Raw genomic sequence first — 14,733 nt, 5'->3', positions numbered from 1 at the left:
TCATGTCGCATTCGGGACCGTCTGCTGTGGCGATCACGTTGTCCGAGGCCGAGCGCGCCGAGTTGATGCGCCGGACGAAAATGCCGCACCGGCGCTCGGCCGAGAAGGCCCGCATCATCCTGGCGTGTGCTGATGGCATGTCAAACGCGGGTGTCGCACGGCTCGTCGGTGTCCAGGCCAAGACGGTCGGCAAGTGGCGTCGGGCTTTCGCCGCAGAGCGGATGGCTGGGCTTGAGGACGCCGGCTGGATTGGCCGGCCGAAGGCCGACCTGATCCTCGACGATTCTGAGCGCAGGCAGCTGCAGCAGTGGGCGCGGCAGGCCAAGACCGCCCAGTTCCTCGCTTTGCGGGCCAAGATCGTGCTGCGCTGCGCGGAGGGCGGGACGAACCAGCAGGCCGCGGCCGACCTCGGCATCGACAGGTCGACCGTGGACCGCTGGCGGGCCCGGTTCATCGCAAAACGCCTCGATGGTCTGCATGACGAGCCGCGCTCGGGCCGGCCGCCTTCGATCCTCCTCGACCAGGTCGAGGAGGTCGTCGTGGCCACCCTGAACTACGCCACCCACAACACCGCCGAGATCAGGACGTGGCTCGGCAAACACCCCCGCTTCCCCTGCGAGCAGCCCTCGCCGTAGGTGATGCAGCGGCCGCCGTAATCGGAGGCGATGTACAGGAGCCCGCAGACGAGCACGGTCGGGATCAGCAGGATCAGGGCGAAGCCCGCGCTCTGCTGTCGCGCGCGGTCCTGAAGGACGCTCTTGTCTACGGGAGTCTCGGTTCGGCTCATGGGCACCATCCAAAGCCGTGCTTCGGTCCGGCGGATCGGTGCTCGTACTCACGCCAGCCTGAGTAGCCTCACCTCGAGCCTGCCCGCCATCGGTCCCGGCCAGGGCCGCTCGCCCTGGCCGGGACCGACACTTCGCCGACCTGGTCATCACGCACGGCGGCATGCTCGCCCAGCCCCGCACCGAGGAGAACTGAGCCCGTGACCAGCACCGAGACCGTTCCGGCCGCCACCCTGCGCCGGTGACAGGACCGCGCCCAGGAGCAGCTCACCGCCTTCCTCACCCGCGGAGCGCGGGGCGACCTGCCCCCGCTAGCCTGGACACTCGCCATAAACGGGGCACTGACCGGCGAGGCCGACAGCCTCACCTACACCCCGGACCAGCAACGCGACGCCGTCCGCCAGTGGGACCGCCACAAGATCACCCAGCTGAAGAAGCAACACCGCCAGGAGATCCAGGCCTTGCGGGACGCACTGGAACAGGCCCACGGCGAGAACCTCGACCTCCGACGTGAACTCGCCCGCCGAGGTGGGACCGAACAGGCCCAGTTCGATGCTCAGCCCAGTTGACCGGTCAGGCCGCTGACCTACGAATCCGAGCACAGACCCAGAGCACTGTGTTACGCCAGCCCAGCTGGAGCATCTGCGGAACCCGGCGCCTTCCCGGCGCCTTCCGTGTCAACTCCGCCAGTTTCGCGCGGGGTTCTTGCGCTGGCTCACCAAGCACGACCGCGCTGATCAATAGCTCCAGCATCAGGCAGTTGTACTCGTCGTCATCACCCCGATAGCGCCTCCGGTCGCGTTCCACCACGGCTGCAGTGATCTGCCAGCCACCTTCATCCGCCGGAGCAAAGGTTGCTTGGAAGATCCCATGGCCCGTCCAGCTCCGGTGCAGGAAGACGACACTGCCCTCGGTGAAGACGTCCCACTTCTCGTCCATATCCCGGGAGCAGTAGCCGAGCTGGATGCGCTCCCAGTCTTCATCTGACCAGATCCGGTGCGGAAGGAGCGGCATCGGCCGAGGAACGGCGATCGGCTGGATGTGACCGGAAAACGAGGACCTGGTCATGCGTTCGTCAGAGGGCATGCTGCGATCCTACGGAGGACGCTGATCATGACGACAACGCTCACTGTTGTTGCGATATCTGAACCGTTACCAACTGGCCAAACACAGGAAGAGACGCGCTCAACCCCGGATAATCTTGGGCCCGAGGAAGATCACGTTCTCCTTCCCGGCGACGAAGTCCAGGGTTCCGAGGTGAACAATCTCCGAAGCCATGATCAAGCTAGCCATGGTCGACTTGATAAGCCGCCGCCTCACCGGCGAAACCACCCCGAACTGGCGCGACACCTGATCGACCCCGGCGCCATCGCCTGTCCCCACCTACCCCCGCAGGAGACTGGCGCGGTGTTCCAGGAGGTCAACACAGTCACGGAGACCTGGCCGCGGCAGGCCCGCGCGCTCACGCATCAGCGCGATGGCCTGAATGTGGCGACCGGCGGTGACCAGCTGGCCCACCTCCCGCTGGTCCCCAGCCGAGAGCCGACCCCACAGAGAATCGTTCATCCCCACATTGAACCCGCCCCGCCCCGCCAACGGCCACACAGCCTGCCCGGCACGTCAGTCAGCCCTCTTACCAAACGCCTCTACCAGGATGAAACGCTCTTTGACCTTGACTCTTAACTGATCCGACGGGGCATGGTGCCGACCTTGTGGTGGGCGGGTCACTGGAACGGCTCGCCGGTGGCGAGGACTCTGCCCACGTCATGACGGGTGGCGGTGCAGCGGTTCTTCGAGCCCGGCGGTCGGCCGGGCCCGGGCCGGGGTGAGCCGCTCGGGCGGTGCCAGCTTCTCCCACGGGTACCGCAGGTCGCGGACGAGCGGCCGGGCGAGCCGGAGCTGGGTGTGGGTGGCGATCACACATCGCCCCCGGCGCAATCCCACGCCGGGGCGTTCCCCACTGACAAAAACCCTGCGCCGCACTGACATCAACTCTGCGCACGACACTCTACGTAGAGATCGAGCAGATCACGTTGAGATGACCGCCCCGGACGAGCAGGCGTCGAGCGGTACCACGCCGTCATGTACTTCACCCCGGCGGCCCGAAAGTGGAGGGCACGTGGACCAGCGGTGCTCTGCACCCTGCCCGTGGCGGCCAGTAGGGCCTATCCACGCGCCCCCGCCACGTCGGCGGCAGCGCAGCCTCGGCCACGGTGCGCAGCCCTCGTAAGCCTGGTGCTACCGACTCACCCCGATCGGCTGAACCGCACTCCAGCCGCCCGGCCTGGCTTGTTCCTGCCATTACCCGGCATTCGCGGGGTGGCACACTCCGGGGCACGCGATTCTGGGAGTTCGCCGATGCGAGCGAAGGAGGCTCCGATGGGTGATCATCGCAAGCCCGACGAGGACCTGAGCAAAGGCGAGCCGCCGCCGGGCAACAGCGACGGGCGGGTTCCTCCGCCGCCGCCCCCGTCCGGGACGCGTAGGAAGTAGAGGTCTCGTGCTCCAGTGTGAGGAACGGCGCGCCCGCCTGGCGGCCGCGATGGACAAAAGCGGGGCTTGGCCCGCGGACTCGCCGTGGATCCGGGACGCCTTCGCGGCCCGTCCCCGGCACCTGTTCGCTCCCGACCGGCTGTGGCACTGGGACGGCCATGCCTACGTCCCCGTCGGCCGGAAGGCCGACCCGCAGCGGTGGGCGGCCGAGGTCTACGCAGGGCCGGACGACCCGGCCATCACCCAGATCACCGGCGGCGTGCCGAGTTCCAGCCTGTCCTGTCCGGCGATCATCGCGGACATGCTGGACTCCCTGATGCTGGAGCCCGGCCACCGTGTCCTCGAACTCGGCGCCGGTCAGGGTCTCAGCGCCGCCCTGCTGGACTGGCGGACCGGCCCCGGCCTGGTCACCACCGTGGAGGTGGACCCCGCCCTCGCCTCCGCCGCGCAGGACCGGCTGGAGGCCCTGGGCGCAGGGGTGGCGGTGAAGACCGGCGACGGCGAACTCGGCTGGCCCGACGGGGCCCCGTACGACCGGGTGGTGTCCACCTATGCGGTCGAGTCCGTGCCGTGGGCGTGGATCGAGCAGACCCGTCCGGGCGGACGGATTGTCACTCCCTGGGGCCGGCTCGGGCACGTCGCGCTGACCGTCGCCGACGACGGCAAGTCGGCGACCGGATGGATGCAGGGCCTGGCCGCCTTCATGCCCAGCCGCACTACTCCCGAGGCCCGCCGCAGCTGGCGGCAGGTCCGCGGCGATGGGCCGACAGAAGACGAGCGCGCCCTCGCCCTCCCTCCTGGCCGGCTGAACGACGGCAACGTGCTGTTCGTCCTGCGCGTCTGCCTTCCCGACCTTGAGGTCTTCACGCGAACCGGCGACGACCACCGCGTTACCGGCTTCCTCCACGACGGCCACTCCTCCTGGGCCACCCTCACCGCATGCGGGGTCGGCACGACCCTCGTCCGTCAAGGAGGGCCGCGCCGCCTGGCCGACGAAGCCGAGCGCGTCCTCGACGGCTGGGCGCAGCAGGGCGAGCCGTCGCTGTACGACTTCGGCATGACCGTGCTGCCCGACACGCAGTTCACCTGGTGCAAGGACCCCGAGACCGGTCCCTATTGGTTACCCCGTCACGACGCGACGCCGAGCGGGAACAGGGCCTCGTAGGGTGTGGTGGGCGAGGTCTACCGGTTCTCTTCGTCTTCGGCGGATGGCTCGCCTGTGGTGCGGCGAACGATCTTCTTCACGGTGCCGTGCAGGGAGCGCAGCAGCTCCCGCTCGGCCTCTTCTGTGCGGGCCTCGATGTTCCACTTCCGGACGTCGTTGACCAGGGCCTCGATCGCGTCGTTCAGCCGGCTTCGCAGCAGGCCGGGGGTAAGGGCCTCGACCTCGACCGCGACGTCGGGGTCAAGGCCCTCACGCAGGCACTCGTCGCGGTAGCGCTTGTAGTTGACGTCACGGGTGTTGACGTCGCTTGCGGCAGGTCGCCAGCTCGCCGCCCCAGCCGTGAACAGCGCCTGACCCCCGGCTCGGTCGGCGGGATCCGCAGGGCGGCGTCCTTGGATCCCGGCGGGCGGTTCATCTCGTCGATCGGGCACTCGACGACCCACCCGGCCATCCGATGGATCTCGACCTTGTGCCGCAGTTCCAGGAACAGTTGTGAGATATCTGTGACCAGCGAGGAGCAAAAAGGCCCTCTGACCTGGGCATTTGGCGTGATCATTAGAATCCGGTCCCATTCTATCGGGATGTACGTCCTGTACATTTTTTACAGATGACCTTCCGGCTCCCCACCACGAGAGAGGTGTGGCACATGGACCGACCTTCCGCCCGCTACGTCCTGCCCGAGTTCACCGAGCGGACCAGCAGCGGCACCCGCACCCTGGACCCGTACTCGAAGCTGCTCTCCGAGCGCGTGATCATCCTGGGCACCCCGATCGACGACACCGCGGCCAATGACGTGATCGCCCAGCTCGTGCACCTCGAGTACGCGGCGCCCGAGCGGCCCGTCTCCCTGTACATCAATTCGCCCGGCGGCTCCTTCTCCGCCATGAGCGCCGTCTACGACACCCTGCGCTACATCGGGTGCGAGATCGAGACCGTCTGCATCGGCCAGGCCGCGTCGGCCGCCGCCGTGCTGCTCGCCGCGGGCACCCCGGGCCGGCGGATGATGCTTCCCCACGCCCGGGTCCTGATCCACGAGCCGCGGCTGGCCGAGCCCGTCCAGGGGCAGCCCTCCGACCTGGCGCTCCAGGCCGAGGAGTTGCTGCGCACGCGGGAGCGCCTGATCGGGGCGCTGGCCCTGCACACGGGGCAGTCTCCGGAGCGGATCCAGCGGGACACCGAGCGCGACACCGTCTTCGACGCGGCCGGGGCAGTGGCCTACGGGCTGGTCGACCGCGTGGCCTGGAGCCGCGACGGGCAGGGCGGACCGTCCTCGGCGGGTGCCCGGTGAAGCTGCCGCCCGAGTTGCCGCCGCTGCCCGCCCTGACCCGGGCGGAGGCCGAAGTCGTCGACCGCTACCTGGAAGCACTGGATCAGCTGGGCCGGATCAACCCCGCCCGGGCGCATCACACGTACAGCGGGCTACGAGCCGCGCAGAATCTGGTGGTCGCGGCCACGGCGCTGCGCGACGCCCTGGCCGTGATGCACGACCGGGGCGAACACGAGATGCACGGGGGGACGCTGGCGCGGGCGTTGCGGATCCTTGACGGGGAACGCCGGGCCGGACGACTGGCGCTCACCCCGCCGACGGCGAACTGACGGTCGGAAACATCTTTTGATCGATTACCGGCAGACGGCGTAGGCAGTCGTAGACACCGTGCAGTGATCACTCTCAGCGGCGCACGCGGTTTCCGTCCGGAGCCAGAGATCACGCCGCAGGTGACGGTCTCACCAGGGGTACGCCGCTATGGTCAAACCGCCCCGCGTCCACCCGAATTACCCAGAGGTGATGAGGCTCACATAGCGCGGGATCCACTCGGAATCGATGGCGTGACTGCGTCAAGATCCCTGCGACGACAAGACCCCGCCACCACGGCGGGGCGGTCCGGGCGGACGCCGAACCCTGCCGCCGCCCGGGCGGCTGGTCGACACAAGTGCAACGGCAGGGATGGAGGACCCAGGCACGACGGGGCGGCCGGAACACGCACGGCACGGCCGTCCCTTGGGGTGAAGCCGCTCACGCGGCCGGGCATCTTCGCCTGCCCGAACCCGACAGGTCATCCTTCACAGGCGGCTGACGAAGGGTTGGGCATGGGCGCTCACAAACGTCCCTCAATGCTGTCCAGGGTCAAGACCGCATCGGCCCTGACCATCGCCGCCGTGGGAGCCACGATGCTGGTGCCGGGCGGCGTGAACGACGCGGAAGCGGCATCGATCTCCATCAAAGCCCTGCAGGTCGCGATCTCGAAGGCCGGCTCCCCCTACCGGTGGGGTGCGACGGGCCCGTACAGCTTCGACTGCTCGGGGCTGACCCTCTACTCCTTCAAGCAGGTCGGCAAGCAACTGCCGCGCACGGCTGCCGACCAGTACAACCGCACCCTGCACATCCCCCGCTCCGCCCGTGAGCCCGGGGACCTGGTGTTCTTCCACTACGGCAGCTACGTCTACCACGTGGGCATCTACGCCGGTGACAACCAGATCTGGCATGCCCCGAAGACCGGCTCGGTCGTCCGCCGCGAGCGGATCTGGTCCGGCAACGCCTGGTACGGCCGCATCGACGACTGAGCCCACCGGCTCGCCCCCGTGCGCCTCATGGTGTGCCCCACGGTGGAAACCACCTTCCGAACCTCGCAGTCGAACCCAACCGGTTCCCGCTGGGCGCTCCACAAGAGCGCGGGCCGGGCGGCCTCCGCCCGGCCCACCGGCGCCGGTCAGTGCGCCGGTGCGATCCACGGCAGACGGATCCACACCGTCTTGCCGCCCTCCGCGGTCGGGACCACCGTGACCCTGCCCCCGCGCTCGGCGGCCAGACAGCGGACGATGACCATGCCGCGGCCGTGGTCCTGCTGGACGGCGGCGGGCAGCCGCGGATGGCGGGGGTGGCTGTCGGTCACCCCGATCCGCAGTTCTTCGTCCCGGTCGAGCCGGACGTCCACGGTGAAGGTGGACGACTGGCCGCGCGTGTGCTGCACCGTGTTGGTGGCCAGCTCGGAGACGATCAGCCGGACCGTTTCGGCATCCTCGGTACGGCGCGGCAGGCCCCACTGCGCCAGGATGTCCAGCACGTGCCGCCGGGCGGTGGAGACCGAGGCGGGGACGCTCGGCAGGGTGACGGTTGCTTCCTGGCGGTCTGCCATGGCGCTGCCCCTTTCCCACCGAGGCCGGACTGCGACGCATTCGTGCGGGCAAGTCGAGCCCGGACATTTCCTCGGACGGCTCTGCGCCTCAGCGTGCCATTGACAACGTCCTCAATGCCTCCCATCCACCGGATTATGGATATATCTGTCGCCCGAAGCGGTGAACTCTGCGATGAGCGACCGGATTTGGGCACCACACTGGTCTATTGACTCTGAAACGTGTGAATCGAGTACGTGTGGATCGATCTGCCTGGCGGTGAATGCGTCCCGAGGGCGGGAAGTGAGGGCTGATGCGGTACGGACCCGCGGTGCGCCGCCGCAAGCTGGGCGCGGAACTGCGCCGCCAGCGCGAACTGACCGGCATGACGAGCCGGGAGGCCGCGGGCGCGGTCGGCTGGCACCAGTCGAAGGTCAGCCGGATCGAGACGGGCAGCAGCGGCGCCAAGCCCGCGGACGTGGCGCGGCTGCTGGACGTCTACAGCGTCTTTGATCCGGAACTGCGCGCCCTGCTGAGGGCGCTGTGCGGCGCCGACCCGGCGGAGCCCGGCCGGCCGCGGAGCGGCTCCCGACGCTGGTGGCACGGCTACCGCGAGCTGCTGCCCGCCTCCTACCTCGACTTCATCAGCCTGGAGGCGGAGGCGTGCCGGGCGCGCACCCTGGAGACCACGGTGGTGCCGGGGCTGCTGCAGACGCCCGAGTACGCCCGGGCGGTGACCCGGGCGGCGCTGGGCGACCCCGCCCCCGAACTGGTCGAGCAGCTCGTGCGGGTGCGCATGGCGCGGCAGTCGGTGCTGCGCACCGCACGGCCGTTGGAGCTGTGCGCGATCCTCGACGAGGCGGTGCTGCGGCACGAAGTGGGCGGGCCCGAGATCATGGCGGGACAGCTGCGGCATCTGAGGGATTCGACTTCACTGCCGCATGTCCGGCTGCACATCCTCCCGTTCACCGGCGGCAACCATATGGGCGTCACCGGTCCTTTCGTTATCTTGTCGTTTCCGCGCATTGCGGATCTGGACGTGGTTGTTATCGACCATTTGACGAGTAGCCTCTACTTGGAGCGGCAGGAAGACCTCTGGGCGTACGGCTCGGCATTCACCAAGCTCCGAGCGCACGCCCTCTCGCACGAGAACTCGTTGGAATTCATCACCGAGATCATTCGTCACCGGGATCGGTGACGGCTCGTAGGGAGGCACCATGTCTGCAACGCCTCGGTACGTGTGGCACCGCAGCAGCCACAGCACCGGGATGAACAACTGCGTCGAGACAGCGGGGGCGGGCCCCGGCCTGCTGGCCGTGCGCGATTCGAAGTGCGCAGCCGGGCCCGTCCTGCTCTTCTCCCCCGCCGCCTGGTCCGCATTCGTCACCGACCTGTGCGGGGTCACGGGCTCGGAGGCTGAGCCCTCAGCAGGCGGGTGCGGTGCGCACGATCGTCTCGGCCGCCCGGGCGACCTGCCCGTCCGACAGGTCCGCGCGGGCGGTCAGCCGGAGCCGTGAGATGCCGTCCGGCACGGACGGCGGCCTGAAGCACCCCACCGCCACCCCGGCGTCCCGGCAGTCCGCGGCCCAGCGCACCGCGGCCTCCGGGGAGGGGGCCCGTACGGAGACCACCGCCGCGTCGGGGCGCACCGCCGGCAGTCCCGCCGCCGTCACCCGCCGGTGCAGCTCGTCGGCCACCGCCCGGACCCGGGTGGTGCGCTCGGGCTCGCGCCGCAGCACCGCCAGGGCCTCCAGCGCCGCGCCGGCCGCCGCGGGAGCGAGGCCGGTGTCGAAGATGAAGGTGCGGGCGTTGCTGACGAGGTGGGTGATGACCTTGGCGGGGCCGAGCACCGCTCCGCCCTGGCTGCCGAGCGACTTTGAGAGCGTCACGGTGGCGACGACGTCGTCCGCGCCCGCGAGCCCCGCCGCGTGCAGGGCGCCCCGGCCGCCCTCGCCCAGGACGCCGAGCCCGTGGGCGTCGTCCACCAGCAGCGCGGCCCCGCTTTCCCGGCACGCCTCGGCGAGCGCCCGCAGGGGTGCCGCGTCGCCGTCGACGGAGAAGACGGAGTCGGTGACGGCGAGGGCCCGGCCCGGGTGAGCGGCCATGGCCTTGCGGAAGGCGGCCGGGTCGGCGTGCGGCACGACGGCCTTCTCGGCCCGTGCGAGCCTGCACCCGTCGATGAGCGAGGCGTGGTTGCCCTCGTCGCACACCAGCAGCGCGCCGGTGCCGTCCGGGCCCGGGGGGCCGGTGAGGGCGGTGACCGCGGCGAGGTTCGCCGCGTATCCGGAGGAGAAGACCAGCGCCGCCTCGAAGCCGCAGAACTCCGCCAGGCTCTCCTCCAGCCGGGCGTGCAGCGCGGTGGTGCCGGTGACCAGCCGGGAGCCGGTCGCCCCCGCGCCCCATCGGCGGGCCGCCCGCGCGGCCGCCTCGGTGACCTCCGGATGACGGGTCAGGCCCAGGTAGTCGTTGCCCGCGAGGTCGACGAGCGCGGAGTCGGCCGGGCGCGGACGCAGGGTCCGCACCAGCCCGGCGGCCAGCTGCCGCTGGTGCTGCGCGTCGATCCAGTCGAACGGGTGCTGGGGCATGGGCCGTCCCTCGGGTTTGGCGGGTTTGCATAAAACCTAGTCGTCGGTGCGCCGGGGCAGGGTGTGGCGATACACACACCTCGATCACCCCCTGTTGTTCGGTCTCTACCTTGCGCGGGGGGCGGGTGCGTAGGCGAGGATCTCGACCATGGACCTGCTGAACACGCTGGTGGACAAGGGGCTGCGGCGGGAGCTGCCGACCCGTGAAGAGGCGCTCGCCGTGCTGGCGACCTCCGACGACGACGTACTCGACGTGGTGGCCGCGGCGGGCAAGGTGCGCCGCAAGTGGTTCGGGCGACGGGTGAAGCTGAACTATCTCGTCAACCTGAAGTCCGGGCTGTGTCCGGAGGACTGCTCCTACTGCTCGCAGCGCCTGGGCTCCAAGGCCGAGATCCTCAAGTACACGTGGCTGGGGCACGAAGAGGCGTCGCAGGCGGCGGCCGCGGGCGTCGCGGGCGGCGCCAAGCGGGTCTGCCTGGTGGCCAGCGGCCGCGGCCCGACGGACCGGGACGTCGACCGGGTCTCGAAGACCATCGAGGCGATCAAGGAGCAGAACGAGGACGTCGAGGTCTGCGCCTGCCTCGGGCTGCTCTCCGACGGCCAGGCCGAGCGGCTGCGTGCCGCGGGTGCCGACGCCTACAACCACAACCTCAACACCTCCGAGGCCACCTACGGCGGCATCACGACCACGCACACCTTCGCCGACCGGGTGGACACCGTGCAGCAGGCCCAGGCGGCCGGCATGTCGGCCTGCTCGGGGCTGATCGCGGGCATGGGCGAGAGCGACGCGGACCTGGTCGACGTGGTCTTCGCGCTGCGCGAGCTGGACCCGGACTCGGTGCCGGTCAACTTCCTCATCCCGTTCGAGGGCACGCCGCTGGCCAAGGAGTGGAACCTCACCCCGCAGCGCTGCCTGCGCATCCTGGCGATGGTCCGGTTCGTCTGCCCCGACGTGGAGGTGCGGCTGGCGGGCGGGCGCGAGGTGCACCTGCGCTCGATGCAGCCGCTCGCGCTGCACCTGGCCAACTCGATCTTCCTCGGCGATTACCTGACCAGCGAGGGCCAGGAGGGCAAGGCCGACCTGGCGATGATCGCGGACGCGGGCTTCGAGGTGGAGGGCGCCGGCACCACGACGCTCCCCGAGCACCGGGCCGACGTCGCCGCCGCGGGCTGCGGCGGGCACGGCGGCGGTGGCTGCGGGCCCTGCGGCGACGGCGAGGCGACCCCCGAGGCGGCGGACGGCGCCCCCGTGGGCGAGGCCCGCACCGACCTGGTCGCCGTGCGCCGCCGCGGCGCGGGTACGGACCTGCCGCCCAATGCCTGAGCCGCTCACCCCGGACCGGCTGCTGGCCCTCGACCGGCAGCACGTCTGGCACCCCTACGGCCCCATGCCCGGCCGCCAGGAGCCGCTGATCGTCGAATCGGCCTCCGGAGTGCGGCTGCGGCTCGCCGAACCGGCGCACGGCGTGCACGAGTTGATCGACGGCATGTCGTCCTGGTGGTCGGCGCTGCACGGCTACAACCACCCGGTGCTCAACGAGGCCGCGCAGGCGCAGCTGGGGAAGATGAGCCATGTGATGTTCGGCGGGCTCACCCACGAGCCCGCCGTGCGGCTGGCGGCCCGGCTGGTGGAGATCACCCCGGAGGGGCTCGAGCACGTCTTCCTCGCGGACTCCGGTTCGGTGTCGGTCGAGGTCGCCGTGAAGATGTGCCTCCAGTACTGGCGCTCGCTCGGCCGGCCGGAGAAGCAGCGCCTGATGACCTGGCGCGGCGGCTACCACGGGGACACCTGGCAGCCGATGGCCGTGTGCGACCCGGACGGCGGGATGCACCGGCTGTGGTCCGGGGTGCTGAACCGGCAGGTCTTCGCGGACGCTCCGCCGCACGACTACGACACGGACGCCGCACCGGCCTACTCCGCGCATCTGCGGGAGGTGATCGCGCGCCACGCCCACGAGCTGGCCGCCGTCATCGTGGAGCCGGTCGTCCAGGGCGCGGGGGGCATGCGCTTCCACGACCCGGAGTACCTGAGGGTGCTGCGGGAGGCCTGCGACGAGCACGACGTGCTGCTGGTCTTCGACGAGATCGCGACGGGCTTCGGCCGTACGGGGCAGCTGTTCGCGGCGGATCACGCGGGCGTCACGCCCGATGTGATGTGCCTCGGCAAGGCGCTGACCGGCGGCTATGTCACCCTCTCCGCGACGCTGTGCACGTCGCGGGTGGCGGACGGCATCAGCGCGGGCGAGGTGCCGGTGCTGGCGCACGGTCCGACGTTCATGGGCAACCCGCTGGCCTGCGCGATCGCGAACGCCTCGATCGACCTGCTGCTCGCGGGCGACTGGCAGGCGGAGGTCAAGCGGATCGAGGCGGGGCTGCGCGACGGCCTGGCCGACGCGGCCGCACTGCCGAACGTCCGGGACGTGCGCGTGCTCGGCGCCATCGGCGTGGTCGAGCTGGACCACGAGATCGACATGGCGGCCGCGACGCGCGCCGTGGTGCGCGAGGGGGTGTGGCTGCGGCCGTTCCGCAACCTCGTGTACACGATGCCGCCGTACGTGACGGACGACGAGGACGTGGCACGGATCTGTGCGGCGGTGTGCGCCGCCGCACGGGAGGGCTGACCCCTCGGGGCCTGTCCGGGGGAGTATCGCCGCGCGGGCGGCGGGAGTGGGGCGCACGGCCGCGACGCGGGCGGCGCCATGACGGAACGGAGCGGAAGTCATGTCGGTGCTGGTGGTCTCGGGTACGGGCACGGAGATCGGCAAGACCGTGGTGACGGCGGCCGTCGCGACGGCGGCGCTGGCCGCCGGCCGGTCGGTGGCCGTGCTCAAGCCCACGCAGACCGGTGTCGCCCCGGGCGAGCCGGGGGACGTCGCGGAGGTGCTGCGGCTGGCGGGCCCGGTGACGGGGGCGGAACTGGCCCGCTTCCCCGAACCGCTGGCGCCCGACACGGCGGCCCGGCGCGCCGGGCGGGCGCCGGTGCGGCCGCGGGAGATCGAGCAGGCGGCGGCGCGGCTGGCCGCCGACCACGACCTGGTCCTGGTCGAGGGCGCGGGCGGGCTGCTCGTCCGCATCGACGAGGCGGGCAGCACGCTCGCCGACGCGGCCCGACTGCTGGACGCGCCCGTCCTGGTCGTGGCGCAGGCCGGGCTGGGCACCCTCAACTCCGTGGCGCTGACGGCGGAGGCGCTCGGCTCGCGCGGTCTGCGGTGCGCGGGCGTCGTCATCGGCAGCTGGCCCGCGGATCCGGATCTGGCCACTCTCTGCAACCTCGCCGACCTGCCGAAGTGTGCCGAGGCTCCGCTGCTGGGAGCCGTCCCGGAGGGGGCGGGCACGCTGCCGCCCGACGACTTCCGGGCGGTGGCGGCCGGCTGGCTGGCGCCGGAGCTGTACGGCACATGGGACGCGGCCCGGTTCGCGGCGGAGCGGCGGCCCTGACGGCACCCGCGGTCGCGGTCGGCCCTGTCGACCCCTTCGGCCCACCCGGCGCATACGCCTCTGGTTTCCCAACTTCCCCTCGGTGAACGGATATTGCGGCGCGCCGCCGGTGCCGATCGGGGCGGCCGGGGGAAGAATCGCGGTAGCCGTCGGGGTCCCCGTAGTAATCACTGAAAAAACAACGGATACCCCTGACCTGGGCGGATGCGGTCTGGGTCGTTGATCAGCCTTCCTGCCCGACGAGTTCGGCGGTGGCGCCTTCACGGTGTTTGCGTAGTTCCCGGTAGAGCGTGGAGCGGCTGACGCTGAGTTCGGCGGCGACTTGCTCGGGGATCGCGCCGTCCTTGATCTGTTGGGCGGCTCCGGCGCGGGTGGTCGCGTTCAGCTTCGCGGGACGGCCGGTCAGCAGGCCGCGGGCCTCTTTGGACGCGCGGGCGCCGGCGGTGCGCTCCAGCATGTAGATCCGTTCCATGCATGTGAGACAGACGAAAAGCAGCACCTCCGTCCACAAGGTCAGATGTACGTGTAGGCGAGGGAGGCGGCGCTTCCGGCAGGGTTGGTGACGGTGACGTTGACGAGCCCCAAGCTCCCCGCAGGTGTGATCACGGCGAGTTTGGTGCTGGTCAGGGGCGCGAGGGTGGGTACCGCGTTACTCCCGAAGGTGACGCGGGTGGTGGTGTCGAGGTTGGTGCCGGTAATGCCGACGACGGCGCCTCCGGCGGTGGTGCCTGCGCTGGGGGTGACACCGGTGATCGTGGGTGCGGCGGTGTAGGTGAAGGTCAGGTTGTCGGTGCTACCGCCCGGGGTGGTGACGACAATCGCGACTTGCCCGGCGGTGGCCTTGGCGGGGGTAGTGACGGTGATGGTGCTGCCGGTGGCGGCGGTGATGGTTCCGGCGGTGCCGCCGAAGGTCACTGTGGTGGCGCCTTCCAGGTTGGTGCCGTTGATCGTCACTGTCGTGCCGCCTGCCAGTGGACCCGCTGTGGGTGTCAGTCCTGTGACTGATGGGGGGTTGAGGTAGTAGAAGTTCGCCGGGCCGCTGGTGCCGCCCGGGGTTGCGACGGTGACGCCGACCGTTCCGGCGCCGGCGGGGCTGACGGCTTGCACCTGCACCCCGGAGACCTGGGTGAACGAGGCGGCCGGCTTGGTGCCGAAC

15 protein-coding genes and 3 pseudogenes are annotated in these 14,733 nt (G+C 70.6%); 11 read left to right on the top strand and 7 right to left on the bottom strand.

The window, feature by feature from the left end:
- The first annotated feature begins 2 nt into the window (after positions 1–2).
- Positions 3–635: a helix-turn-helix domain-containing protein gene (locus FHS39_RS11785; protein WP_281396807.1), complete on the top strand. Its 633-nt coding sequence runs from the start codon at positions 3–5 to the stop codon at positions 633–635.
- A 723-nt stretch (positions 636–1,358) separates the two neighbouring features.
- Here FHS39_RS11785 and FHS39_RS11780 read toward each other — a convergent pair.
- Entirely contained in the window at positions 1,359–1,871 is a 513-nt protein-coding gene (locus FHS39_RS11780; protein WP_246470146.1) for a hypothetical protein, read from the bottom strand.
- 181 nt (positions 1,872–2,052) lie between these two features.
- Here FHS39_RS11780 and FHS39_RS25835 point away from each other — a divergent pair.
- Positions 2,053–2,139, top strand: a pseudogene (locus FHS39_RS25835) (IS5 family transposase); the annotation flags it as partial.
- Between the two features lie 370 nt (positions 2,140–2,509).
- Here the strand turns inward: FHS39_RS25835 and FHS39_RS11775 are convergent.
- Positions 2,510–2,705 (bottom strand): annotated as a pseudogene (locus tag FHS39_RS11775) (NF041680 family putative transposase); the annotation flags it as partial.
- A gap of 580 nt (positions 2,706–3,285) precedes the next feature.
- Between FHS39_RS11775 and FHS39_RS11770 the strand changes: the two are divergent.
- Complete coding sequence (locus FHS39_RS11770; protein ID WP_343069522.1) at positions 3,286–4,443, top strand: methyltransferase domain-containing protein; 1,158 nt, start codon at positions 3,286–3,288, stop codon at positions 4,441–4,443.
- 17 nt (positions 4,444–4,460) lie between these two features.
- Here the strand turns inward: FHS39_RS11770 and FHS39_RS11765 are convergent, their stop codons facing one another.
- Positions 4,461–4,874 (bottom strand): hypothetical protein, encoded by a 414-nt coding sequence (locus tag FHS39_RS11765; RefSeq protein WP_184349217.1) that lies wholly within the window; start codon positions 4,872–4,874, stop codon positions 4,461–4,463.
- A gap of 215 nt (positions 4,875–5,089) precedes the next feature.
- On the opposite strand from FHS39_RS11765, the gene FHS39_RS11760 reads away from it, so the two are divergent.
- From FHS39_RS11760 to FHS39_RS11750, 3 genes are all read left to right on the top strand, one after another.
- Complete coding sequence (locus tag FHS39_RS11760) at positions 5,090–5,731, top strand: ATP-dependent Clp protease proteolytic subunit (protein ID WP_184349216.1); 642 nt, start codon at positions 5,090–5,092, stop codon at positions 5,729–5,731.
- Positions 5,728–6,039, top strand: a complete 312-nt coding sequence (locus FHS39_RS11755; protein WP_425507768.1) for a hypothetical protein — start codon at positions 5,728–5,730, stop codon at positions 6,037–6,039. Before FHS39_RS11760 ends, FHS39_RS11755 begins: the two co-directional genes overlap by 4 nt.
- Before the next feature lie 492 nt (positions 6,040–6,531).
- Entirely contained in the window at positions 6,532–7,005 is a 474-nt protein-coding gene (locus tag FHS39_RS11750; protein ID WP_184349215.1) for a C40 family peptidase, read from the top strand.
- A gap of 146 nt (positions 7,006–7,151) precedes the next feature.
- Here FHS39_RS11750 and FHS39_RS11745 read toward each other — a convergent pair whose 3' ends face one another.
- Positions 7,152–7,577, bottom strand: a complete 426-nt coding sequence (locus FHS39_RS11745) for an ATP-binding protein (protein ID WP_184349214.1) — start codon at positions 7,575–7,577, stop codon at positions 7,152–7,154.
- Positions 7,578–7,867: 290 nt separating this feature from the next.
- Here FHS39_RS11745 and FHS39_RS11740 point away from each other — a divergent pair, with 290 nt between their 5' ends.
- Positions 7,868–8,752, top strand: coding sequence for a helix-turn-helix domain-containing protein (locus tag FHS39_RS11740; protein ID WP_184349213.1), 885 nt, complete (start codon positions 7,868–7,870; stop codon positions 8,750–8,752).
- 19 nt (positions 8,753–8,771) lie between these two features.
- Positions 8,772–8,942 (top strand): annotated as a pseudogene (locus tag FHS39_RS25390) (DUF397 domain-containing protein); the annotation flags it as partial.
- A 36-nt stretch (positions 8,943–8,978) separates the two neighbouring features.
- Here FHS39_RS25390 and FHS39_RS11730 read toward each other — a convergent pair.
- Positions 8,979–10,139, bottom strand: coding sequence for an 8-amino-7-oxononanoate synthase (locus FHS39_RS11730; RefSeq protein WP_184349211.1), 1,161 nt, complete (start codon positions 10,137–10,139; stop codon positions 8,979–8,981).
- Between the two features lie 148 nt (positions 10,140–10,287).
- On the opposite strand from FHS39_RS11730, the gene bioB reads away from it, so the two are divergent.
- The 3 genes from bioB (at position 10,288) to bioD (ending at position 13,577) form a co-directional block, all read left to right on the top strand.
- Positions 10,288–11,463, top strand: coding sequence for a biotin synthase BioB (bioB, locus tag FHS39_RS11725; RefSeq protein WP_184349210.1), 1,176 nt, complete (start codon positions 10,288–10,290; stop codon positions 11,461–11,463).
- Positions 11,456–12,760 carry an adenosylmethionine--8-amino-7-oxononanoate transaminase gene (locus FHS39_RS11720; protein ID WP_184349209.1) on the top strand — a complete coding sequence of 435 codons (1,305 nt, stop codon included), beginning with the start codon at positions 11,456–11,458 and terminating at the stop codon, positions 12,758–12,760. Before bioB ends, FHS39_RS11720 begins: the two co-directional genes overlap by 8 nt.
- A 100-nt stretch (positions 12,761–12,860) precedes the next feature.
- Positions 12,861–13,577, top strand: a complete 717-nt coding sequence (gene bioD, locus FHS39_RS11715) for a dethiobiotin synthase (RefSeq protein ID WP_184349208.1) — start codon at positions 12,861–12,863, stop codon at positions 13,575–13,577.
- Between the two features lie 223 nt (positions 13,578–13,800).
- On the opposite strand, the gene FHS39_RS11710 is transcribed toward bioD, so the two are convergent.
- Entirely contained in the window at positions 13,801–14,049 is a 249-nt protein-coding gene (locus FHS39_RS11710) for a helix-turn-helix domain-containing protein (protein WP_184349207.1), read from the bottom strand.
- A gap of 41 nt (positions 14,050–14,090) precedes the next feature.
- Positions 14,091–14,733: IPT/TIG domain-containing protein (locus FHS39_RS11705; RefSeq protein WP_184349206.1), on the bottom strand; the 643-nt coding region annotated here is incomplete at its 5' end.

The sequence above is a fragment of the Streptomyces olivoverticillatus genome, from assembly GCF_014203555.1.
Lineage (GTDB): Bacteria > Actinomycetota > Actinomycetes > Streptomycetales > Streptomycetaceae > Streptomyces > Streptomyces olivoverticillatus.
Note: the sequence above shows the minus strand (reverse complement) of the source record. Positions and strands in the feature narration are given on the sequence as shown.